The following is a 19,376-nucleotide window of genomic DNA, read 5'->3' as shown; positions in this document are numbered from 1 at the left end:
GCAGGAGTTGCAACCAAATATGTAACTCATTGTAAGTAAGTTGATATTTTTGACAATTCGGCGGGGTGTCGCGGCGAAAGGGAAAAAAGAGGGCGCCGGAAGCGCCCTCTTCGTCTCGTGATGCCATGCCGCGATCAGAAGCGCTGCTGGCGCTCGTAGAGATCGCGATAATGCTGGATGCGCGTGACGCGCAGCCCCGGCATGCCGCTGCGATCGATCGATCGCTGCCAGCCGGCGAACTCCTCGAGCGTCAGGCCGTAGCGTTCACACACTTCGTCGACGGTCAGGAGGCCACCATTGACCGCGGCCACGACCTCCGCCTTGCGGCGGACCACCCAGCGGGTGGTGGTGGGCGGGGGCAGGGAGTCCAAGGTCAGCGGTTCGCCTAGCGGGCCAATAACCTGAGCGGGCCGGATTTTCTGGTTCTCGATCATGCTCATTCCATAATTTCAACGTCGGGGGATGTCGGGGGGACCGACGCATTCGGCTCTAATGGCAAGGGACTCAACATCGGCTGAAACCCTCTGGTAAACAGGCTGTTCATAATTTCGGGCAGGGCGTTCGCATCATCGGACAGTTCGAAGAAGCGAACGGGCCGGGGCGCAATTTGTTCCCCGATCGGACCGCGCCCGCCCAAGATTTCGAGGCGCGCGTTAACGCGTGCCCGATACGCATCGCGAGTCGCCTGCGCGCGGAGCAAGCGCACCGTCGGCAGCATCGCCTGGCGCGCGCTCGCCACCGCCGAAACGATGTCGAAGCCGGGCTTCGACAGGCTGGCGGCACCGGCAAGGCGCGGATGATGGGACGGGTTGAGGTTCATGAGACTGGTCTAGGCCGAACCACCTAAGGTCCAGTAAATGCCCATTTCATGGCTTGTTAGCGAAGCTTAACCCGCGTCAATATTTTGACACAGCGCGCGGAAAAGCTGGATTTTTGGTCGCCGCGTCCCTAGATGGCGTCGATCATGATCGAGACGATTTCTTCCCCCGCTGGCCTTGCACAGGCCGACTTTCAGCTGGCGATGCCGCTGAAAGACCGGCGAATCGTCGTCGCCATGTCGGGCGGAGTCGACTCGAGCGTCGTCGCGGCGCTTGCTGCGCGATCGGGCGCCGAAGTCATTGGCGTGACGTTGCAGCTTTATGATCATGGCGCGAAGGCGAAGCGCGTCGGCGCCTGCTGCGCGGGGCAAGACATCAAGGACGCGCGCGCGGTTGCCGACCGGCTGGGTTTCGCGCATCATGTCTATGACCATGAAAGCCGCTTTCGCGACACGGTGATCGACCAGTTCGCCGACGAATATCTGAACGGGCGGACACCGATCCCGTGCGTGCGCTGTAATATGGGGGTGAAGTTCACCGACCTGTTCGCGCTGGCGAAAGAGCTGGGCGCCGATTGCCTCGCGACCGGTCACTATGTGCGGCGCATGATGGGGCCGAACGGCGCCGAGCTGCACCGTGCGGTCGATCCGGCGCGCGACCAGAGTTATTTCCTGTTCGCGACGACGCAGGACCAGCTCGACTTTCTGCGCTTTCCGCTCGGAGGACTGGAGAAGAGCGTTGTGCGCGAGATTGCGCGCGACCTCGGCCTTGGCGTCGCGGGCAAGCCCGACAGCCAGGACATCTGCTTCGTCCCCGACGGCGATTATGCCACGCTGGTTCGCAAGCTGCGCCCCGAAGCCGACGATCGGGGCGAGATTGTCCATGTCGACGGTACGGTGCTGGGCGCACACAAGGGGCTGATTCATTATACCGTTGGTCAGCGACGCGGGATCGAGATCGGCGGACAGGCAGAACCGCTGTATGTCATTCGCCTCGACGCTCCGGCGAAGCAGGTCGTCGTTGGTCCGCGTAGCGCGCTCGCCGTATCGGGCGCGCGGCTCGGCGAGGCGAACTGGCTGGGCGCGGTCGACGGACGCAAGGTGATGGCGAAGGTGCGCAGCATGGCGCGGCCGGTGCCGGCGCGCGTCGAGGGCGAACGCCTGATCTTTGCCGCCCCCGAATTTGGCGTCGCGCCGGGACAGGCGGCGGTGCTTTATGATGCGGCGGACAATAGCCGCGTCCTCGGCGGTGGCTGGATCGAAAAAACTTACGCAGCGGACGCCTGAACCGCCGCGCGCGGAATTGATTGAACTTTTCCCTTCGATGCCGCAGCCTTCGCGGCAACAAGGGAGAAGAGCCATGATCAACTGGGTAATGCGCGGCGCCGTGCTTCTGTGGGCGGCGCTATTCGCCATCATCGGCCTGCGGGGGCTGTTCGACCCCGCAAGCTATACCGAAAGTTTCGGCATTATCGTCGAAGGCGTCGCGACGAACACGATCCGCGCCGACCTTTCGGCCTTCTTCCTCGTCTCGGCGGGCGCGGCGGCGATCGGGGCGCTGGTCCCTGGCTGGTCGCGCGCGCTGCTGGTTCCCGCGGGGCTCTATGGCACCGCGCTGCTCGGCCGCCTGCTCGGCGCGATGATGGGCGATGTGGTGAATTTTGTAGTCATCCAGGCAATGATCGTCGAGGCGTTGTCGGTCGGGCTGATGATCGGCAGCTGGTGGATATTGTCGCGGGCCGTCGACGGAGATGCGGCTGGCGCGACGACCGACAAGGCTCTGTAAACAGTATCTTAGCCCGTCGAAAACCACGGATATCCGCGCGTATCGGTCTTTTTAACCCTTTTCTGATGTAAGGACGCCGGGTCGCTCTTCGATTTCCTTTTGTGGTGGAGGGGGAAAGCCATGCAGTCCGACGTTGAGAAGAGAATATTTGCAGACCGGCGATCGGAAGATCGCCGCGTCGCGACCAATTCCGATTATAAGGGCCCCGAACGCCGCAAGGGCGACCGGCGCTCGCGCGAGGATCGCCGCTCGACCGCATGAGCGCGGCGCGGTATGAGGCTGCGTTCCGCGGGAGAAATGCCATGACCGAACCGCGCCTGCCGCGCCTGTCCATCGATATCGTGTCCGACGTCATGTGCCCCTGGTGCATCATCGGCTGGTTGAAATTCGAACAGGTGATGGCGCATTTCGCCGGGCGGCTGGACTTTCGGGTTCAGTGGCACCCGTTCGAACTCAACCCCGACATGCCGCCCGAGGGCGAGGATGCGGCCGAACATGTCATGCGCAAATATGGCATCAGCGCCGAGCAGAGCGGTAGCAACACGGGGCGGCTCGCGGGGATCGCCGCCGACCTCGGCTTCGTTTTCAACCGCGGCCCCCAGTTTCGCATGCGCAACAGTTTCGACGCGCATCGCCTGCTGACGTGGGCGGGCGCGCTCGAGGAACCCGAGCAGGAAGCGGCCACGGGGGTGCAGACCGCGCTCAAGCTCGCGCTGTTTCGCGCCCATTTCACCGACAATTGCGATGTCAGCGACCATGGGGTTCTGACGGACGTTGCTGTGTCGGTCGGGCTCGATCGCGACCGGGTGGCGGCGATCCTCGCGTCGGGCGAGTTTGGAGAGATGGTGCGGACCGAGGAAGCTTATTGGATCGACCGGAATATCACCGGCGTCCCAGCCTTCATTCTGGACGGGCGGATGCTGGTGCCCGGCGCGCAAGACCCCGAGGCCTTCATTCGCGTGATCGAGAATAAGGTGCTGGCGAACGCCGCCTGAGGAACCGCTCCGTCGAAGCGCGCGTTAATCTGCTATGCCACCGCCCGTCCGGGCGCCGTGCCCGGAGGGTCTGATCATGGAGCCGGTCATGCCCGAAATCCCGCGCGTTCCCGAAAGCGAAGCCCCCGAAGCGGTCAACCGCGAGCAGGAGGATGAGGAAGCGCAGGCGCAAAGCGTCGCCGAGGCCGCACGCCGTGCGCGCCTTCAGGGAGATAGCGACAAGACTCCGGCGCGCGGCGACAGCGATGACGTGCAGGATCTGGTCGATCATATGCATCAGATGGAACGGTCGGGCCGGATCGACATGGACGCCTATCGCGGCGAGCGCAGCGACGATGATGATGAGGATGAACTGGGGCCGGGCGGCGTCGAGGATGACGGACCGCGCGGGGCGCCGTGAAGCTCTGCCTGAGGCAGTGTTTTAAATAGCCCAAAACGGCACCGTACCGGGCGCAATTGAACTGCTTTGCCCGCCATAGCGGATCGAGCCGGACGGGGTTTTGCCAGGCATCCGCCGATAGGATCGCCGGCATGTCCCGACCCGATATTTACGCCCTGCAACATCGTGCCGCTCGCCCCCGCACGCGGACGCGTTTGCGAGGCAGTCTTCGAGCGCAGCTTTGGTTGGCGCCGATCATGGGAATCGCGCTCGTCGCGGCTCCGGCAGGTTTTTCGCGCATCCCGGGCGGAGCGATTGCTGATGCTCCAGCCGCGTTCATGCCCAGCGATGCCTCGGTAACGCGCGATGCGCTGTCGGCGCGTTTTGGCCTGTGTCACAGCGGCGGCGGGCGCGATTGCGTGGTCGATGGCGATACCTTCCGGTTCGGGGGTGAGAGATACCGGATCGCCGACATCGACACACCCGAAACTCATCCGGCGCGCTGCGCCGGGGAGGCGGCGCTCGGCGAAGCGGCGACCGAGCGGTTGCGCCAATGGCTTAACGGCGGCGCGTTTAGCCTTGAGAGCATCGACCGCGATGGCGATATGCATGGCCGCAAGCTGCGCATCGTGACGCGCGGCGGGACGAGCGTCGGATCCGTGCTGGTCGCCGAAGGGTTGGCGCGGCCGTGGGACGGGCGCCGCCGCGGATGGTGTTAATCGTCGCCCGGCGTACCCCATAGCGCCTCGTGCACCGTCCCGCGCCCGAGTGACGGTTTGAAGATGTAGGCGAACAGGTAAAAACCGAGCGCGAGGGTGATGACCACGAGCCCGGAAACGGGCTGGATCAGGCCGATCAGCGCGCCGCCTGCTGCCGACAGCGAGAGCAGGGTCAGCCGCTTGTGTGCCTTTAGATCGTGGCTGCGCCGGTCGGCGGCGCGGCCGATGATCGACAATGCAACGCGCGCGATCGGCGGCAGCGCGAAGGCGAGCGCCATCCAGAGCCAGTGATCGGCATTGTTGCCGGCGTCGAACAGGCGCCCGACAAGGCCGGTCGGCGCGCCGCCGAACACCCCGATCGCCGCCATGATCGCGGCCATCGCCAGCGTTTCCGCTATATCGACCGCGGCTTCGGGCGCGCCATAGCAGGGCTTGCCGTCAGGGTCGGGAAAGGCGGCGATCGCGCCTTCGCCATATTGCGCGGCGAAATAGAGCAGCATCAACAGCGCAGCCCAGACGTGCAGCGCGTCGGGAAAGGGCGCAGTGAGCGAACCGTAGAGGAAGCTTCCGAGGAAGCCGGGGTAGATCAGGCTGTAGACATAGGTCGGCAGCCGCATGGGTGCGTTAGTGGTCCGTGCCGGCAACGGCGGCGTCGGCGGCGGCTTGGGCTGCGTCCGCGGCGTCATCCAGCGCGGGCGGATCTTCGCCCGGCGACGCGTTTGGCCCGGCGAGCTGGCGGTCGATGTCGGCGGCGATCAACTGCGCGACCGGATTATCTCCCTCGGCGCCATATTCGGTGCGGCGTGCGGTCAGATAGGCGGTGCGATCGGCCGGCGGCAACCCGGCGGCTTCGGCATAAAGCCGCACGACCTGCAACCACGGCGCTTCGTCGGACAGCACATCTTCGGCCCAGCGGCTGAACGGGCCGCCGGCGGCGCGCCAATGATCATCCTGCCATTTGAGGAAGAACAGCACGCGCGAGCCGCGCGGGAACATATATCGGAGGCAGGCGCCGGCGAGGCTTTGCGGGTGCGCCTCCTTGAGCTCATAGGGATTGCTGAGCACGGCCTCCGCGCCGACCGCGATCATCCCCGGCATGGCGAGCGGTTCGGCGGGCATCTTGCCCTTCAGCGCGGCAAGCGGCTGGATCAATATCTGTTGTTCGCGGGTGCTGTCGGGAGCGAAGTCGCCCTCCGACACGGTGGCGAGCAGGATCAGGTCGGCGCTCTCGACCAGTTCCATATTGGTCGGGACGCGGTAGCCGGGAACCACCGAACAGGCGGCGGCGGGTAGCGGCGTCGCGACAAGCGTCAGGGCGACGAAGACCAGGGGGATGCGCATGGCGTCAGGCTAGGCCTTTGCGCAGCGAATGGAAAGCGGGCGCGGCTTTGGGGCGGGTCGTCGAACGAGGGGGATCGAAAGCCCGGTCCGGGCGTATGTTCCTTATGGCGGCCGAGGGGATTCCTGCGGGCAGCCGCAAGGAGAATGACCATGGCCGAGCATGACCATAGCGCGATCAAGGAACATATGAATGTCGTCGGCGCCGACGGCGTCCATGTCGGCACCGTCGACCATCTCGACGGCGAACGCATCAAGCTGACCAAGGCCGACAGCCCGCAAGCCGACGACGGCAAGGGCGCGAAGCATCATTATCTGCCCGCCGGGCTGGTCGCGTCGGTCGAAGGAGACACGGTGCGGCTGTCGGCGACCGCCGCCAATGCAGCCGGCCTGTTCGAAGAGGCCGAATAGCGATTATGGAATAACAGAGAGCCGGCGGCGCAATCGGGCGCGTCGGCACTGAAACTGGCCCGTCCCGGCCCCTCAGGGCGGGCCATTTTCATATGCGCCACCGCCGCCGCGCGGACGCGACGAACGGTCGTCGTTCTTTTTCCGTGCGATCAGTGGGGTTTGGGTGCGGCGCCGATCAACTTGGTCAGGATGGTGATGCGCTGGCGCGCCTGCGTCCAGTCGCGTTCGGGGTGCGCGCGAATCTGGTCGAGCAGCACGCGCACCTCCTTGCGGCGGTCGCCTTCGGTTACGGCCTGCATGGGCTTTCTCCTTTCGTGGGCGAGCATAGCATGGATCGGCGGTGCGGTTCAAAGCCGCGCGGGCGTTTCGCCGTGCGCGGGCGGCGGCCGGTCGTATGGAGGCTTAGGGTGCCGCGGCGCCGTGGTCGTAGCTGAGGCTTTCGGACAGGCGGAAGCGGGCTTCGGCCGGCATCCATTGCCAGACATGCATGTATCGCGCGCCGCCGACCATGTCCCAGCGGCTTTCCTTCGCATTCCATTCGAAGAAGATATGCGACGCCTCCTCGAGCGCGCCCCATTTGCCCAGCGGACGGATGGTGCGCGATCCGGGGACGAGCTGGCGGCGATTCCGGTAACCCGCATTGTCGCCGCCGGGCGCCCGCGCGGCGCATTGCTTTTCCATGCCCGCGACAAAGGCGGCGCGGTCGGCGATCGCCAGCCCGTCCTTGTCATGGAGCATGCGGTAACCGGGGGTGAGCAGGTCGGGGAGCGCTCGCGGATCGCACCCTTCGAAGACCGCCTGGAAGAGGCGCGCGTCGTTTTCGGCGATCTGCCGGGTGAGCGCTTCGCCCTCGGGCATCGGTGCGGCGGCGGGCGCCGTAGCGGCGAGGGCGGCGGCGAGGAAGAGGGCGGTGACGGTCATGACGGTTTCCTGCTGTGTTGTCCATGTCATACAGTAAGGGTGCGCCGAGGCAAGCTATCTGTCGGGCGCCTTCGACCGGTTCGGCGCGCGCGGATTCTGGCGGGGATGCGGCTTGCACTGGCATCGCGCGGCGGCGCTGCTATCGTGCCGGCGATGACGGATTGGGGCTCGAGAATGATCGTGATGGGGCGGCTGAAGGCGAAGCCGTTGCTGGCGGGGCAATTGCTGTGCGCGCTGGCGTTTATCGGACTGGTGGCGCGGCAGGCGCAGGGCGAGGGCGCGGAGGAGATTATCCGCAGCATCCTGTTCGGCAATCTGGTGGTGACCGCGCTGATCGGCGCTGCGGCTTGGGGCGTCGTCCATTATTTCCGGATGTGGCGCCGGCGGGGCAGCTATATCTTCCACGACGGCGCGCGGCTGTATCGCGGCGACGAAAGCTGGCCGCTGTCGCTGATCCGCGATGCCGTCATCGTGCGCAACGAGATTGGCATCGCGTCGCTGCGACTGGTCGTCGACGACGACAGCGAGGTGACGCGCGAGCTGGTGAAACTCTATCTGCTGGAGGATTCGCCCGAGGCGGTGCGCGGCGCGGTGCAGTTTGCCGTGGCCGGGATGCGGGGATTTCCGGCGGGATCGTCGATGAATTGAGCGGCGGGGGCCGCCCGGACAGTGCCAAAGTTCAGTCAAGTTCAGCCCCATGACCATCCTGTGCCGGCATCGTCGGGGGTGCGGGGGCCGGGACCGCTTCGCCCGGGTCGTCGCGATACCAGTGCGGCAGCACCCCGTCGCATAAATCGGCAATTTCCAGCGCCGCCGCGAGATCGTCGGGGCCCATCAGCGCGGCGGGCGCAGCGGGCGGCGCGGGGTGCAGATGGACCAGCGCTTCGGCCACCGGAGTGGCGACGGGGGCGGGTATGCGGCCCGGGCCGGCGTCCCGAAACCGATCCGGGCCATAGGCGCGGATCAGGAACATCAGCAAGCGGTCGCTCTGGCGCAGGCGGCGGCCGATGCGACGGCCTTCACGATCGAACACGGGCTCGTCGGTGCCGACCAGCGCGCGTTCGAAGGCGGCGTCGAGCAATTTCTTCGACGCCGCGTCGATCGCCGCCGACCAGGCGCGATCGAACGCCTCCGCCCCCGGCGCGCGGCGCAGGCGATAGGCGCTCGATTCGGACATGCCGACACATTGCGCGGCGGTGACGACCGAGCCGCTGTCGGCCAGCGCCTCGATAAAGGCGCGCTGGCGGTCGGGCGACCAGCCGTCCTTGCGGCGCTTTTTCAGCACCGGCACCCAGTCGTAAGCGGCGGGGTCGTGGCCGTGCGCGTCGAGCGCGGCGACGGCGGGCGTGTCGGGCGAAGGGGTGGGGGTCGCGTCGGGCGCGGGGATGGGGGCGATGTGGCTCATCTGCCAGTTTGGAGCATAAGCGAATTATGTAGGACAGAGGTTTTTGGGGTGGGGCGTACGAAATAGGATTTGGGGGCGGGGCGGCGCAGGGATGGGGTTTCACGCGAAGGCGCGAAGAGCTCTCCCACCTTCGTCACCCCGGACTTGATCCGGGGTCCATGCGGCGCGGCAGGAATGGATGCCGGATCAAGTCCGGCATGACGATCCCGGATCGGGGTCCGGGATGACGGGGGAGGTGCGGGGTTGTCCGTTACCCACCCAGCGGCGGCAATCCCAATTCCTCCGCCAGATCGCGCCACTCCGGATTCGTCGCCTCGATCAGCGCGATCTTCCACTTCCGCTGCCAGTTCTTGATCTGCTTCTCGCGGGTGATCGCGGCGTGCATCGTCCCGGCGAGTTCGAACCAGACGAGCGTTTTGACGCCATAGCGGTCGGTGAAGCCGCCGAACGTCCCGTCGCGGTGCTGGACGATGCGCTGGATCAGGTGCGAGGTGACGCCGGTGTAGAGCGTGCCGTGGCGCGTGCTGGCGATGATATAGGCGCAGGGCTGGAAATCGCGATGCATGGGGTGGAGGCTAGGGCGGCGATGGACCCCGGATCAAGTCCGGGGTGACGAAGATGGGCCGGGATGGATGTGTTTCCGCGACGCCTCTGTCGTGTTGCCATGCCCCCCTCCGGCTCGTCATGCCGGATTTGATCCAGAATTTATAGTGTCGGTGAGGCAGCTGCCAATTGTGCGACTCTACACCCGTTCACACACATTTTTCAATCCAAAGCTACAAGTATGATTCTATCAAATTCTTCCTTTTTAAATCTAAAGAAATTCCTCCAAGAGGTTTAGTGAAAACTAGGCCTCTTGAGATAAGGTTTTCTAATGATTCATCAAATTCTGCAACATTATGACAAAAATGATTTTTTAATGTTTCTACAGATGTTGATTTTGTATTCCAAAATCTTTTTCTATACATTGTTGCAAGTATCTGACGGGATCCAACCCCAAGGTCCATTTTGGATGACAGTCCGGTTAGGGATTCGTCAAGGTTTTCTAAAATATTGTCTGGAGGAGTTATTCCAAAGTAGTGACTATGCGTTTCTCGGACTGTTGATATATCCGATGATCCAATTAGGACGACCTCGTATCCATCTTCAGGTTTGAACATTTTTTCATAAGATGAATATTTCTCAGATGCAACTATCGGGTCTCTGTCTACTTCATCCCAAGAAACGAAATTTCCTGTGCTCCAATTGAAAACGAGAATCCAATTATTTAGAGAGTTTTTGCTTGACGACTCTTTGGAAGAGAGTGTTTTAATAACGTCTTCTTCAATGAATCCAGAAAAGTTTCTATTTGAATTTAATTTATTTATCTTTTCTTCTGCTGATTGCCTTTTTGCTTCAAATTCTACTTTGTTTAGATTTTGGAGCGCTCGGCCATTTTCGACATCGTGAAATATATCAGATAGCGCGCGAAAATACTCAAGAACCTCTTGCGGTCCTTCGCTTTCTTTTAGGTGCGTGTTAGAAATTATCGACGTTTTTTCAATATTTTCTGCCCAATAGTGCTGAATTCTACTTCTAATCTGAATTTCAAGCGTCATCCCATCTCGAATTATTATCTTGTGGAGCGCGCGATAGCCCGTAACGTCCCGACCTTTCTCCCGATAGTCGGTGGTTCTGAGCGTCCTCATCTGAGTCGAATTCGCGATCTGTCCATCCAGATACGAGTTAAGTTCATCGACGGCAGCATTGTTGGATACAATTATTCTTAGACCGCCGACGTCTTGGAGTTGCGTAAGTCTCGTGGATAAACGTCTTAGTTTTCGAGATATTTGAGGTTTTCGCTTCAATCGCTGAGCGATGTAATAGGATCCGCCATATCCTGTAAGCCATGTTTGGATCGCTGCAGTTGTGCGCGTGAGAGGCTCAAGATGCTTCGCTCGATAGAAGTCAAAAACTTCTTCCAACTCTAAATATTCCATTGTCTCGGGGTCGGGAGGGTTGGCAAGAGCGGCACCTGCTTTGTCGACGCGAGCTTTTGAAATTGGCGGACTCATTTTTAATTTTCCATGCTCGCGGTATTTGCAAACATCTTCCTGCCAATGAAGCCATTGGTTGGAGAAGGATGGCGTACTCGCCTCAAACCGAAAACCCGCCCGCATTGCGCCGGTTCGATCCGGCCGCCAGCACCTTCTTGCCCTGCGGGGTCAGTGCCCATTTCGCGCCCTGCTGCACGACGAGGCCCAGCGTGACGAGTTCGTCGCGGATTGCGTCGGTCGGGAGTTGGGGGCGGCGGTTGGACAGGCCTTCGAGCGTTGCGCGCTGCGGCTGGCTGAGGATGATGAGTTTCTGTTTTTGTTTGTCGGTCATTTGGGTTCTTCTGCTTTTTCTTGTGGGGTGGAGGACTATCTGGTCGCTCATTAGCCCTCCCCGCTGCGACTAGCCAGCAGGCTGGCAAGTCTCGCTGCCCCTCCCGCAGGCGGGAGGGGTGGAGATGGCTTATTCGGCGGCGATGCCGGCCTGTTTGAACATGTCCTCGCCGTCGCTTTCGGCGTCGTTGATCGCGGGGGCGGTGTCGCTGTCCTTGGCCTTTTTGCGGCTGTCGAAGCTCGACCAGACATTGTTCCATTCGCCGCGGGTCGCGCCCTTGCTATATTCGGTCGCGCGCGTTTCGAAGAAGTTCGCGTGCTCGACGCCGTTGAGCAGCGGGGCGAGCCAGGGGAGGGGGTGTTCGTCGATCATGTAGATCGGCTGGAAGCCGAGCTGCCCCAAACGCCAGTCGGCGATGTAGCGGATGTAGCGCTTGATTTCCTTCGGCGTCATGCCGGGGACGGGGCCCTGTTCGAACGCGAGGTCGATGAACGCATCCTCGAGCCGTACCGTTTTCTGGCAGGTGTCGATGATGTCTTCCTTCACCGCCTTGGTCAGGCAGTCGCGTTCCTTGGTGAAGGTGTGGAACAGCTTGATGATGCCTTCGCAGTGGAGGCTTTCGTCGCGGATCGACCAGCTGACGATCTGGCCCATGCCCTTCATCTTGTTGAAGCGCGGGAAGTTCATCAGCATCGCGAAGCTGGCGAAGAGCTGGAGCCCTTCGGTAAAGCCGCCGAACATCGCGAGGGTGCGCGCGATATCCTCGTCATTGTCGACGCCGAACTGCTGCATATAGTCGTGCTTGGCGCGCATCTCGTCATATTCGAGGAACATGCCATATTCGCTTTCGGGCATGCCGATCGTGTCGAGCAGGTGCGAATAGGCCGCGATGTGCACGGTTTCCATGTTGCTGAACGCGGTCAGCATCATCTTGATTTCGGTCGGCTTGAACACGCGGCCGTACTTGTCGTGGTAGCAATCCTGCACCTCGATATCGGCCTGGGTGAAGAAGCGGAAAATCTGGGTGAGCAGGTTGCGCTCGTGATCGCTGATCTTCTGCGCCCAGTCGCGGCAATCCTCGCCCAGCGGCACTTCCTCGGGAACCCAGTGGATCTGCTGCTGGCGCTTCCAGAAATCGAACGCCCACGGATATTCGAAGGGCTTGTAGGTTTTGCGGGCTTCTAGAAGGGGCATGGCGATTATCCTAATGCGACAGAAGTTTTACCGAAATCAGTCACGATATTGAACATGACATAGAGCAGTACAGGCAGCGACCAGTAGAGTGTCAGATTTAGCCTGTCCCGGTTCGTCAGCGGCTCCTTGCGGACAAGGGAGATGATCGTGATCCCCAATGCCGCAACGAAAGATAACCCCGGGACCAGAAGTCCCAAGGTCATCGAATCCATTACTGACAAGCCAGGCACTCGTCATAATCGGTGCTCTCCAACTGATACACCGCGGCTTCGGGCGTATTGTCGGCCTCGACCCCGCCCGCGAACCCGGCGCGCTGCACCGATTTCGAGCGGAGATAATAGAGCGATTTGATGCCGAGTTCCCACGCGCGATAGTGGAGCATGAGCAGATCCCATTTCTCGACGTCGGCGGGGATGAACAGGTTCAGCGACTGCGCCTGATCGATATAGGGGGTGCGGTCGGCCGAGAGTTCGAGCAGCCAGCGCTGGTCGATCTCGAAGCTGGTCTTGAAGCAGTCCTTCTCGTCCGTGGTCAGGAAGTCGAGGTGCTGGACGCTGCCGCCCTTCTCGAGGATCGAGTTCCAGATATTGTCGCTGTTCTTCGCCTTGTCGACGAGCAGGGCTTCCAGATGCGGATTGCGGATCGAGAAGCTGCCCGAGAGCGTCTTGTGCGTGTAGATGTTCGCCGGGATCGGCTCGATGCACGCGCTGGTGCCGCCGCAGATGATCGAGATCGACGCGGTCGGCGCGATCGCCATCTTGCAGCTGAAGCGCTCCATCACGCCCTGATCGGCGGCGTCGGGGCAGGGGCCGCGTTCCTTGGCGAGCAGCATCGACGCCTGATCGACCTGTGCGCGGATATGCTTGAAGACGCGCAGGTTCGACGATTTCGCCATCGCGCCCTCGAAGGGCAGGCCGCGCGCCTGAAGGAAGCTGTGGAAGCCCATCACGCCGAGGCCGACCGAGCGTTCGCGGCTGGCGCTATATTTGGCGCGCGCCATTTCGGGCGGGGCGCGGTCGATATAGTCCTGAAGGACGTTGTCGAGCATGCGCATGACGTCTTCGATGAAACCCTTGTCGGTGTTCCACTCGTCCCAGGTTTCGAGGTTGAGGCTCGAGAGGCAGCAGACCGCGGTGCGATCCTGACCCAGGTGGTCGCGGCCGGTGGGCAGCGTGATTTCCGAGCAGAGGTTCGAGGTGGTGACCTTGAGGCCGAGATCGCGGTGATGCTTGGGCATCATGCGGTTCACCTGGTCGATGAAGATGATATAGGGCTCGCCGGTCGCGAGGCGCGTTTCGACGAGCTTCTGGAACAGCGAGCGCGCGTCGACGCTGCCGCGGACGCTCTGATCCTTCGGCGAGCGGAGGTTGAATTCGGCGCCGTCGCGGACGGCTTCCATGAACTCGTCGGTGATGAGGACGCCGTGGTGGAGGTTCAGCGCCTTGCGGTTGAAGTCGCCCGAAGGTTTGCGGATTTCGAGGAACTCCTCAATCTCCGGGTGGCTGATGTCGAGATAGCAGGCGGCCGAACCGCGGCGCAGGCTGCCCTGCGAGATCGCGAGGGTGAGGCTGTCCATCACGCGGACGAAAGGAATGATGCCGCTGGTCTTGCCGTTGAGGCCGACCGGCTCGCCGATCCCGCGCACGCTGCCCCAATAGGTGCCGATGCCGCCGCCGCGCGAGGCGAGCCAGACATTCTCGTTCCACGTCTCGACAATGCCCTCGAGGCTGTCGGGGACCGAGTTCAGATAGCAGCTGATCGGCAGGCCGCGACCGGTGCCGCCGTTCGAGAGAACGGGGGTCGCGGGCATGAACCACAGCTTCGAGATATAATCATAGAGGCGCTGGGCGTGCCCGGCATCGTCGGCATAGGCATCGGCGACGCGCGCGAAAAGATCCTGATAGGATTCGCCGGGGAGAAGGTAGCGGTCCTCCAGCGTTTCCTTGCCAAAATCGGTGAGCAGCGCGTCGCGGCTCTTGTCGGTCACGACGTTGAAACGACGCGCGTGGACCTTGGCCGCGCTGCTGTCGTTCAGCTTTGCTGCCGGCGGCGAATCGGAAGCCGATTCGGCATTCGCCGCAGCGTCATTCTTCGCCAGTTCCATTGTCGCCACGTCGTTCGTCTCCACCCGTTCCGTTTCCCGAAAATCCATCGAATCCGTCCCCGTTTGACCTGCGCCCTCGGGCGCAAATGTTCCTGTCTTGTTCGACTCGGGGCGAAGCCCCGGTCTTAGCATCTAAACCGCCCCGCGTGGGACATATTTTTGGGCGCACAAAGGGTTTTCCCGTGTCCATATGGGATGGACGACGGAAATCCGCCACTTGCAGCCTGATACTAATTCTTGGGGTGCCCCCTAGGTTTACCCACCATCTATAGTGCCACGTCGGCGCTGCGATGCAAGACGGTAAATGACAGTTAAGAGACTCGGTTCGTCGATAATTTGATTCGGTCTGCCGTGCGCGGGGCGTGGTTTGCGGGCGAAACCACAGCCTTTCCGCGGCTTCGCGGCGGATCGGTGCGCGGCGTCGACCGGAGCGAAAATTTTGTGGTCGGCGTGCCCGGCAGTTCTGCCCCCGTGATGGTCCGTCCTTGTCAAGGCCGGAACGACATGCGGAGTGTCATGGGCGACGCGAACGGCGGACAAAAGAAAAGGGCCCCGGCGATGCCGAGGCCCTGTTCGCAAATTCGGTCTGGCTTACGCCGAGCTACCACCGTTACCGGAGCCGCCGCCGCCAACCCATCTCCAAAACCAACCCATAATAAATCTCCTGTCGCCACTGCCCACGAAGAACAGTTAATAAGATGTTTACCATATTTGGTAAGGTTAATCGAGTCTTTCACACGGGCATTGCTGCCAGTTTGGCAGTTATGCGGTGCGGCTGTGGGGAGGAGGCGACAAGGTCGCCAAAAGTTCGGAAAATAGCTGTGGTTTACCAAGGTGATAGCCTTGGCCGACGTCACAGCCGAGCTGTTCGAGCAATGCCATTGTCGGCGCGTTTTCAATGCCTTCGGCGACCGCGACGGCCCCGAGCCGATGGGCGAGATCGATCGTCGATTTCACCACTTCGAAGTTGCGTTGCGAATCGCGCATGGTCATCACGAATCGCTTGTCGATCTTGATTTCGTCGGCCTCGATCTCGGTCAGATACTCGAGGTTCGACTGACCGGTGCCATAGTCGTCGATCGACAGGCGGATGCCGGCGCGGCGGAGCTGGGCGAGCGTCTGGCGCGCATGGCGGCTGTTTTCGATCTGCGCGGTTTCGGTGATCTCGATCGTCAGAAGCTCGGGCGGCAGGTGGTGCGCGGTCAGCATAACGCGGATCGTCCCGACGAGGTCGGCGTGATCGAGCAACGCCGCCGACAGATTGACGGACATGTTGATCCGCAGGCCGCGGCTATGGAGTTGGGCGGCCGACCGGACCGCCTGATCCATGACGAACAGGGTCAGGCGATAGATGTCCTGGCTTTTTTCCGCCTGAACGATGAACTCGTCGGGCGGGATCGGCCCGCGCGTCGGGTGCGTCCAGCGCGCCAGCGCTTCGACGCCGACAAGCTTGTGGCTCGCGATCGAATATTGCGGCTGGAAGGCGACCCATATGTCGCCGCCGGTAAGCGCATCCTCGAGCTGTGAATGAAAGCTCAACTGCCAGCCTGCATCATCCTTTTGCCGCGGCGTATATTTGGTCCACAGCGAACGGGTGCGGATCGCGCGTTCGGTCGCCACGAGCGCCGCGGCGAGGCGCTGGGCGTTCGAACCCTCGAATTCGTCATTGACCCCGAAAGCGATCGCGACGTCGACGCGCAAATCGCCGATCGTCAGCGGGGCATTGAACAGGGCGGCAAGGCCCGCCAGCTGCGATTCGATCTGGCTGTGCTGATAATAGGGGACAAGCCAGGCAAAGGTGCCGTCGAGGTCGTGGTGGAGGGTGGTGCCCTGCGATGCCAGTTGCAGGCGACGCGTGACCTGTTCGACAAGCTTGCCGATGCCGTCGCCGGGGATGAACGCGGCCAGATCCTCGAAATTGACGATTTTTGCCGCGACGATGGTCGCGCTGTCGAATGCAGGCTGTGAACGCAGCGCCTCGAAGTTCGGCAGGCCCGACACCGGGTTTTCCCGCTGCGCCGACTTGCGGCGGCGGGTGCGCGATACGTTGGCGCTGAGCGCCGCAATAAAAAAGCACGCCGCACCGACCTGCGTCGAGATCAGCGACAGGCTGAGAAATATCTTGGCGGCGATGAGGAGGCCCGTCGTCGCCAGCGCGACGCGCGCGTACCAGCGTCCGCCGCGATAGCCGAGTACCGCCAGCAGAATGATCACGGCGGCGACAAAGCCCGGGAGCCACCCGATATTGACGGGGTCGCCGCGCTTGAGCGCTTCGCCTGCGATCAGGTGAATATAGGCCCCGGGCACCTTGTCATGACCCGGCAGATAATGCTGATCGAGCGAGGCTGTGGATGCCGCTGCGAAGATCACATCCTTGCCGCGCAGCGACGTCCCGGCTGTGCCGGCCATGATGTCGATCGCGCTATATTGCTGGATCGTGCGAGTGTTATAGGAATAGTCGAGCGTGAATTGTGCCGGTCGATCGACCGGCCGATTGGCGAGCATCGCTGCAAAGCTGGGCAAAAGGCGACCATCGGCGATGACCGCGAGCGGCACTTTCCAGACCTGCCAGAATTCATATTCCCAGCAGATGCAGGCTTGCCTCGCGCGGGTTCCGAACGCTGGATCGGGCCAATTGTCGACGACCGCCTCGGTGCCCTGGAAACTGCGCGACGGGACGGCAAGGACGATCCGGTCGTCCATATGCTTCACGGCCGCGACCAGCTTGGGGAAGTCGGCGTCCTTGACCCGGCGTTCGTAAGAGAAATCGACGAACAGGCGCCTGGCACCGGCGGCATCGACTGCGCCGATCAATTGCGCATGGTTGGCGACATCGAAATCCTGGTTGTCGACGGCTTGCAGCGTCTTGTCGTCGATGGCGACGACGACGGTTTCGCCCGATACGGGGCGCCAGGCGACGCGGCCGACCGCGGTTTCGATCATGCGGTCGATCGGCTCGCCAGCGGCGGTGAGGCCGACAATGATGCTGAGCAGCAGCGCCAACCCGAGGGTTCGCCAACTGACAATCATCCTGTTGCCCAGCTTCAACACGCACGTCTCCAGAGATTTCCGGACGTGCCTAGTCGTTGATGGTTATCATCGCGTTAATTATGAACAAAGTCTTGCCGGGAACGCGGGGGCTCGCCTCCGCGTTCCCGGGCTTTCAGGCGAGGTGCGGCAGCGGTGCGAGCGCGGCGTCCCCGGCCAGAGCCGAGGCGGCGAGCCCGGTCGCGGCGGGCACGATCTGTTGCAGGTAGAAGCGCGTCGAGGCGATCTTCGCTTCGAGGAAGGCGACGTCGCCCTGGCCGGCATCGAGTTCGGCGCGCGCGGCCTTGTGCTGGAGTGCCATCAGCCAGCCGCAGGTCGCCGTGGCGAGCATGGTGAGATAGGGATAGCTGCCCGCGAGGCGGTCGGGAGTGTTTGCACTACCCATCCAGTCGGTGACACCGCGACACGCGTCGACAAGCTGCCCAAGCTCCGGGAAATCGGCGGCGCCGTGCGCGATATCGTCGATCAGCCCGCGCACGAGGTCGCCGCCCGCCATGCCGAGCTTGCGCCCGACGAGGTCGGCGGCCTGAATGCCGTTGGTGCCTTCGTAGATCGGGGCGATGCGCGCGTCGCGATAATGCTGCGCGGCGCCGGTTTCCTCGATGAAGCCCATCCCGCCATGGACTTGAACGCCGAGGCTTGCGACTTCGCAGCCGATGTCGGTCGCATGCGCCTTGACCAAGGGGATCAGGATTTCGGCGCGCATCGCGGCGGCTTCGTCGCCGAGCTTGCCGAAATCGATCTGCGCGGCGGCATAGTATGTGAGCGCACGCGCGGCCTCGGTCTGGGCGCGCATCCGCCACAACATGCGGCGGACGTCGGGATGCTGGTCGATCGTGACGGGGTTGCGGTCGGTGCCACCTGCGAGCGCCGACTGGACGCGCTCGGCGGCGAAGCGCTGCGCTTGCTGGGTCGCGCGCTCGGCGATCTGGACGCCCTGGCAACCGACCATGAGACGGGCATTGTTCATCATCACGAACATCGCACGCATCCCGCCCATTTCGGCGCCGACGATCTCGCCGAGGCAATCCTCGTCCTCGCCATAGACCATCACCGCGGTCGGGGAGGCGTGGATGCCGAGCTTGTGCTCGATCGACGCGCAATGGACGCCGTTCGAAATCGTCGGTTTGCCGCCCTCGTCGAGGCGATATTTGGGGACGAGGAAGAGCGAGATACCGCGCGTTCCCTCAGGTGCGCCCGGAGTGCGTGCGAGGACGAGGTGAACGATATTGTCGGTGAGGTCATGCTCGCCGAAGGTGATGAAGATCTTCTGGCCCTTGACCTTGTAGAGCCCGGCGTTCGGGCCTTCGGTCACCGGTTCGGCGGTCGAGCGCAGCGCGCCGACGTCGCTGCCCGCGCTCGGCTCGGTCAGGTTCATCGTGCCGTTCCATTCGCCCGAGACAAGCTTGGGAAGCCAGGTCTGGCGCTGTTCTTCGGTGCCATAGGCCATCAGCGCATGGATCGCGCCGGGGGTCAGGATGTTGCAGAGGGTAAAGCCCATGTCGGCGGTGCCGAGCGCCTCGATCACCACGGTCGCGAGGGTGAAGGGCAGGCCCTGTCCGCCATAGGCTTCGGGACCGTCAATGCTGCCCCAGCCATTGTCGACGAACGCCTTGTACGCTTCCTTGAAGCCCGGGGGCATCGTGACCTTGCCGTCCGACCATTTGGGATTGGTGACGTCGCCGACGCGGTTGAGCGGTGCGTAGACGTCGGCGGCGAAATCGCCGATGCCCGCGACGATCGCTTCGACCATGTCGGGGGTCGCGGCGGCGAATTTGTCATGGGCTGCCATCGCGTCGACGCGCGCGATATGGTTGAGAACGAACAATTGCTCGGTGGTCGGCGGCGTGTAGGTCATCTTCAATCCCGACTTTGCTGGTGAATCCCCAATT

At 62.6% G+C, this 19,376-nt stretch carries 23 protein-coding genes; 8 read left to right on the top strand and 15 right to left on the bottom strand.

The genetic code is table 11. The features are described 5' to 3' along the window. Positions 1-134 precede the first annotated feature (134 nt). Complete coding sequence (gene sciP / locus AC1RRJ_RS18145; RefSeq protein ID WP_294034483.1) at positions 135-434, bottom strand: CtrA inhibitor SciP; 300 nt, start codon at positions 432-434, stop codon at positions 135-137. 2 nt (positions 435-436) lie between these two features. Further along, positions 437-820, bottom strand: coding sequence for a hypothetical protein (locus AC1RRJ_RS18140; RefSeq protein ID WP_493125260.1), 384 nt, complete (start codon positions 818-820; stop codon positions 437-439). A 144-nt stretch (positions 821-964) separates the two neighbouring features. On the opposite strand from AC1RRJ_RS18140, the gene mnmA reads away from it, so the two are divergent. The 6 genes from mnmA (at position 965) to AC1RRJ_RS18110 (ending at position 4,696) form a co-directional block, all read left to right on the top strand. Continuing rightward, positions 965-2,104 carry a tRNA 2-thiouridine(34) synthase MnmA gene (gene mnmA / locus AC1RRJ_RS18135; protein ID WP_493125258.1) on the top strand — a complete coding sequence of 380 codons (1,140 nt, stop codon included), beginning with the start codon at positions 965-967 and terminating at the stop codon, positions 2,102-2,104. A gap of 73 nt (positions 2,105-2,177) precedes the next feature. Then, on the top strand, positions 2,178-2,603 hold the full coding sequence (locus tag AC1RRJ_RS18130) for a hypothetical protein (RefSeq protein WP_493125256.1): 426 nt from the start codon (positions 2,178-2,180) through the stop codon (positions 2,601-2,603). Positions 2,604-2,723: 120 nt separating this feature from the next. Next, the gene (locus tag AC1RRJ_RS18125; protein ID WP_493125254.1) at positions 2,724-2,864 is read left to right on the top strand and encodes a hypothetical protein; all 141 of its coding nucleotides are present in this window, start codon (positions 2,724-2,726) and stop codon (positions 2,862-2,864) included. Positions 2,865-2,905: 41 nt separating this feature from the next. Beyond that, positions 2,906-3,598 (top strand): DsbA family oxidoreductase, encoded by a 693-nt coding sequence (locus tag AC1RRJ_RS18120; RefSeq protein WP_493125252.1) that lies wholly within the window; start codon positions 2,906-2,908, stop codon positions 3,596-3,598. An 88-nt stretch (positions 3,599-3,686) separates the two neighbouring features. Further along, complete coding sequence (locus tag AC1RRJ_RS18115; protein ID WP_493125250.1) at positions 3,687-3,998, top strand: hypothetical protein; 312 nt, start codon at positions 3,687-3,689, stop codon at positions 3,996-3,998. A gap of 317 nt (positions 3,999-4,315) precedes the next feature. Continuing rightward, entirely contained in the window at positions 4,316-4,696 is a 381-nt protein-coding gene (locus AC1RRJ_RS18110) for a thermonuclease family protein (protein ID WP_493125248.1), read from the top strand. Here AC1RRJ_RS18110 and AC1RRJ_RS18105 read toward each other — a convergent pair. Next, positions 4,693-5,313, bottom strand: a complete 621-nt coding sequence (locus AC1RRJ_RS18105) for a hypothetical protein (protein WP_493125246.1) — start codon at positions 5,311-5,313, stop codon at positions 4,693-4,695. The two genes, AC1RRJ_RS18110 and AC1RRJ_RS18105, sit on opposite strands and share 4 nt — an antisense overlap. Positions 5,314-5,320: 7 nt before the next feature. Further along, the gene (locus AC1RRJ_RS18100; protein ID WP_493125244.1) at positions 5,321-6,037 is read right to left on the bottom strand and encodes a hypothetical protein; all 717 of its coding nucleotides are present in this window, start codon (positions 6,035-6,037) and stop codon (positions 5,321-5,323) included. Positions 6,038-6,187: 150 nt separating this feature from the next. Here AC1RRJ_RS18100 and AC1RRJ_RS18095 point away from each other — a divergent pair, with 150 nt between their 5' ends. After that, positions 6,188-6,445: a DUF2171 domain-containing protein gene (locus tag AC1RRJ_RS18095; protein ID WP_493125242.1), complete on the top strand. Its 258-nt coding sequence runs from the start codon at positions 6,188-6,190 to the stop codon at positions 6,443-6,445. A 149-nt stretch (positions 6,446-6,594) separates the two neighbouring features. Here AC1RRJ_RS18095 and AC1RRJ_RS18090 read toward each other — a convergent pair whose 3' ends face one another. Both AC1RRJ_RS18090 and AC1RRJ_RS18085 read right to left on the bottom strand, forming a co-directional pair. Beyond that, on the bottom strand, positions 6,595-6,744 hold the full coding sequence (locus AC1RRJ_RS18090) for a hypothetical protein (RefSeq protein WP_493125240.1): 150 nt from the start codon (positions 6,742-6,744) through the stop codon (positions 6,595-6,597). A gap of 103 nt (positions 6,745-6,847) precedes the next feature. After that, positions 6,848-7,366, bottom strand: coding sequence for a DUF4440 domain-containing protein (locus AC1RRJ_RS18085; protein ID WP_493125238.1), 519 nt, complete (start codon positions 7,364-7,366; stop codon positions 6,848-6,850). A 153-nt stretch (positions 7,367-7,519) separates the two neighbouring features. Here AC1RRJ_RS18085 and AC1RRJ_RS18080 point away from each other — a divergent pair, with 153 nt between their 5' ends. Beyond that, on the top strand, positions 7,520-8,014 hold the full coding sequence (locus AC1RRJ_RS18080) for a hypothetical protein (protein WP_493125236.1): 495 nt from the start codon (positions 7,520-7,522) through the stop codon (positions 8,012-8,014). A 31-nt stretch (positions 8,015-8,045) separates the two neighbouring features. Here AC1RRJ_RS18080 and AC1RRJ_RS18075 read toward each other — a convergent pair whose 3' ends face one another. From AC1RRJ_RS18075 to AC1RRJ_RS18035, 9 genes are all read right to left on the bottom strand, one after another. After that, entirely contained in the window at positions 8,046-8,771 is a 726-nt protein-coding gene (locus AC1RRJ_RS18075; protein ID WP_493125234.1) for a hypothetical protein, read from the bottom strand. Positions 8,772-9,021: 250 nt separating this feature from the next. Next, positions 9,022-9,336: a GIY-YIG nuclease family protein gene (locus AC1RRJ_RS18070; protein WP_493125232.1), complete on the bottom strand. Its 315-nt coding sequence runs from the start codon at positions 9,334-9,336 to the stop codon at positions 9,022-9,024. Between the two features lie 211 nt (positions 9,337-9,547). Continuing rightward, on the bottom strand, positions 9,548-10,930 hold the full coding sequence (locus AC1RRJ_RS18065) for a RelA/SpoT domain-containing protein (protein WP_493125230.1): 1,383 nt from the start codon (positions 10,928-10,930) through the stop codon (positions 9,548-9,550). Next, the gene (locus AC1RRJ_RS18060; RefSeq protein WP_493125228.1) at positions 10,908-11,138 is read right to left on the bottom strand and encodes a hypothetical protein; all 231 of its coding nucleotides are present in this window, start codon (positions 11,136-11,138) and stop codon (positions 10,908-10,910) included. Before AC1RRJ_RS18060 ends, AC1RRJ_RS18065 begins: the two co-directional genes overlap by 23 nt. Positions 11,139-11,267: 129 nt before the next feature. Beyond that, positions 11,268-12,332 (bottom strand): ribonucleotide-diphosphate reductase subunit beta, encoded by a 1,065-nt coding sequence (locus AC1RRJ_RS18055; RefSeq protein WP_493125226.1) that lies wholly within the window; start codon positions 12,330-12,332, stop codon positions 11,268-11,270. A 5-nt stretch (positions 12,333-12,337) separates the two neighbouring features. Further along, entirely contained in the window at positions 12,338-12,544 is a 207-nt protein-coding gene (locus AC1RRJ_RS18050; protein ID WP_493125224.1) for a hypothetical protein, read from the bottom strand. Further along, complete coding sequence (locus AC1RRJ_RS18045) at positions 12,544-14,484, bottom strand: ribonucleoside-diphosphate reductase subunit alpha (protein WP_493125222.1); 1,941 nt, start codon at positions 14,482-14,484, stop codon at positions 12,544-12,546. Before AC1RRJ_RS18045 ends, AC1RRJ_RS18050 begins: the two co-directional genes overlap by 1 nt. Positions 14,485-15,198: 714 nt before the next feature. Further along, positions 15,199-17,487 (bottom strand): EAL domain-containing protein, encoded by a 2,289-nt coding sequence (locus AC1RRJ_RS18040; protein ID WP_493125220.1) that lies wholly within the window; start codon positions 17,485-17,487, stop codon positions 15,199-15,201. Between the two features lie 112 nt (positions 17,488-17,599). Next, positions 17,600-19,342 carry an acyl-CoA dehydrogenase family protein gene (locus tag AC1RRJ_RS18035; RefSeq protein WP_493125217.1) on the bottom strand — a complete coding sequence of 581 codons (1,743 nt, stop codon included), beginning with the start codon at positions 19,340-19,342 and terminating at the stop codon, positions 17,600-17,602. Positions 19,343-19,376 lie beyond the last annotated feature (34 nt).

The sequence above is a fragment of the Sphingopyxis sp. GW821-FHT12C06 genome, assembly GCF_058807415.1.
The sequence above is the reverse complement of the archived record's forward strand: the minus strand, read 5'-3'. Positions and strand labels throughout refer to the sequence as shown.

Coding starts and splice junctions, on each gene's coding strand:
- AC1RRJ_RS18065 (WP_493125230.1), bottom strand. CDS start 10,930: ATGCGGGCGGGTTTTCGGTTTGAGGCGAGTACGCCATCCTTCTCCAAC.
- AC1RRJ_RS18055 (WP_493125226.1), bottom strand. CDS start 12,332: ATGCCCCTTCTAGAAGCCCGCAAAACCTACAAGCCCTTCGAATATCCG.
- AC1RRJ_RS18115 (WP_493125250.1), top strand. CDS start 3,687: ATGCCCGAAATCCCGCGCGTTCCCGAAAGCGAAGCCCCCGAAGCGGTC.
- AC1RRJ_RS18090 (WP_493125240.1), bottom strand. CDS start 6,744: ATGCAGGCCGTAACCGAAGGCGACCGCCGCAAGGAGGTGCGCGTGCTG.
- AC1RRJ_RS18100 (WP_493125244.1), bottom strand. CDS start 6,037: ATGCGCATCCCCCTGGTCTTCGTCGCCCTGACGCTTGTCGCGACGCCG.
- AC1RRJ_RS18095 (WP_493125242.1), top strand. CDS start 6,188: ATGGCCGAGCATGACCATAGCGCGATCAAGGAACATATGAATGTCGTC.
- AC1RRJ_RS18105 (WP_493125246.1), bottom strand. CDS start 5,313: ATGCGGCTGCCGACCTATGTCTACAGCCTGATCTACCCCGGCTTCCTC.
- mnmA (WP_493125258.1), top strand. CDS start 965: ATGATCGAGACGATTTCTTCCCCCGCTGGCCTTGCACAGGCCGACTTT.
- AC1RRJ_RS18085 (WP_493125238.1), bottom strand. CDS start 7,366: ATGACCGTCACCGCCCTCTTCCTCGCCGCCGCCCTCGCCGCTACGGCG.
- AC1RRJ_RS18140 (WP_493125260.1), bottom strand. CDS start 820: ATGAACCTCAACCCGTCCCATCATCCGCGCCTTGCCGGTGCCGCCAGC.
- AC1RRJ_RS18070 (WP_493125232.1), bottom strand. CDS start 9,336: ATGCATCGCGATTTCCAGCCCTGCGCCTATATCATCGCCAGCACGCGC.
- AC1RRJ_RS18035 (WP_493125217.1), bottom strand. CDS start 19,342: ATGACCTACACGCCGCCGACCACCGAGCAATTGTTCGTTCTCAACCAT.
- AC1RRJ_RS18110 (WP_493125248.1), top strand. CDS start 4,316: ATGCCCAGCGATGCCTCGGTAACGCGCGATGCGCTGTCGGCGCGTTTT.
- AC1RRJ_RS18120 (WP_493125252.1), top strand. CDS start 2,906: ATGACCGAACCGCGCCTGCCGCGCCTGTCCATCGATATCGTGTCCGAC.
- sciP (WP_294034483.1), bottom strand. CDS start 434: ATGATCGAGAACCAGAAAATCCGGCCCGCTCAGGTTATTGGCCCGCTA.
- AC1RRJ_RS18045 (WP_493125222.1), bottom strand. CDS start 14,484: ATGGATTTTCGGGAAACGGAACGGGTGGAGACGAACGACGTGGCGACA.
- AC1RRJ_RS18050 (WP_493125224.1), bottom strand. CDS start 12,544: ATGGATTCGATGACCTTGGGACTTCTGGTCCCGGGGTTATCTTTCGTT.
- AC1RRJ_RS18125 (WP_493125254.1), top strand. CDS start 2,724: ATGCAGTCCGACGTTGAGAAGAGAATATTTGCAGACCGGCGATCGGAA.
- AC1RRJ_RS18080 (WP_493125236.1), top strand. CDS start 7,520: ATGACGGATTGGGGCTCGAGAATGATCGTGATGGGGCGGCTGAAGGCG.
- AC1RRJ_RS18060 (WP_493125228.1), bottom strand. CDS start 11,138: ATGACCGACAAACAAAAACAGAAACTCATCATCCTCAGCCAGCCGCAG.
- AC1RRJ_RS18075 (WP_493125234.1), bottom strand. CDS start 8,771: ATGAGCCACATCGCCCCCATCCCCGCGCCCGACGCGACCCCCACCCCT.
- AC1RRJ_RS18130 (WP_493125256.1), top strand. CDS start 2,178: ATGATCAACTGGGTAATGCGCGGCGCCGTGCTTCTGTGGGCGGCGCTA.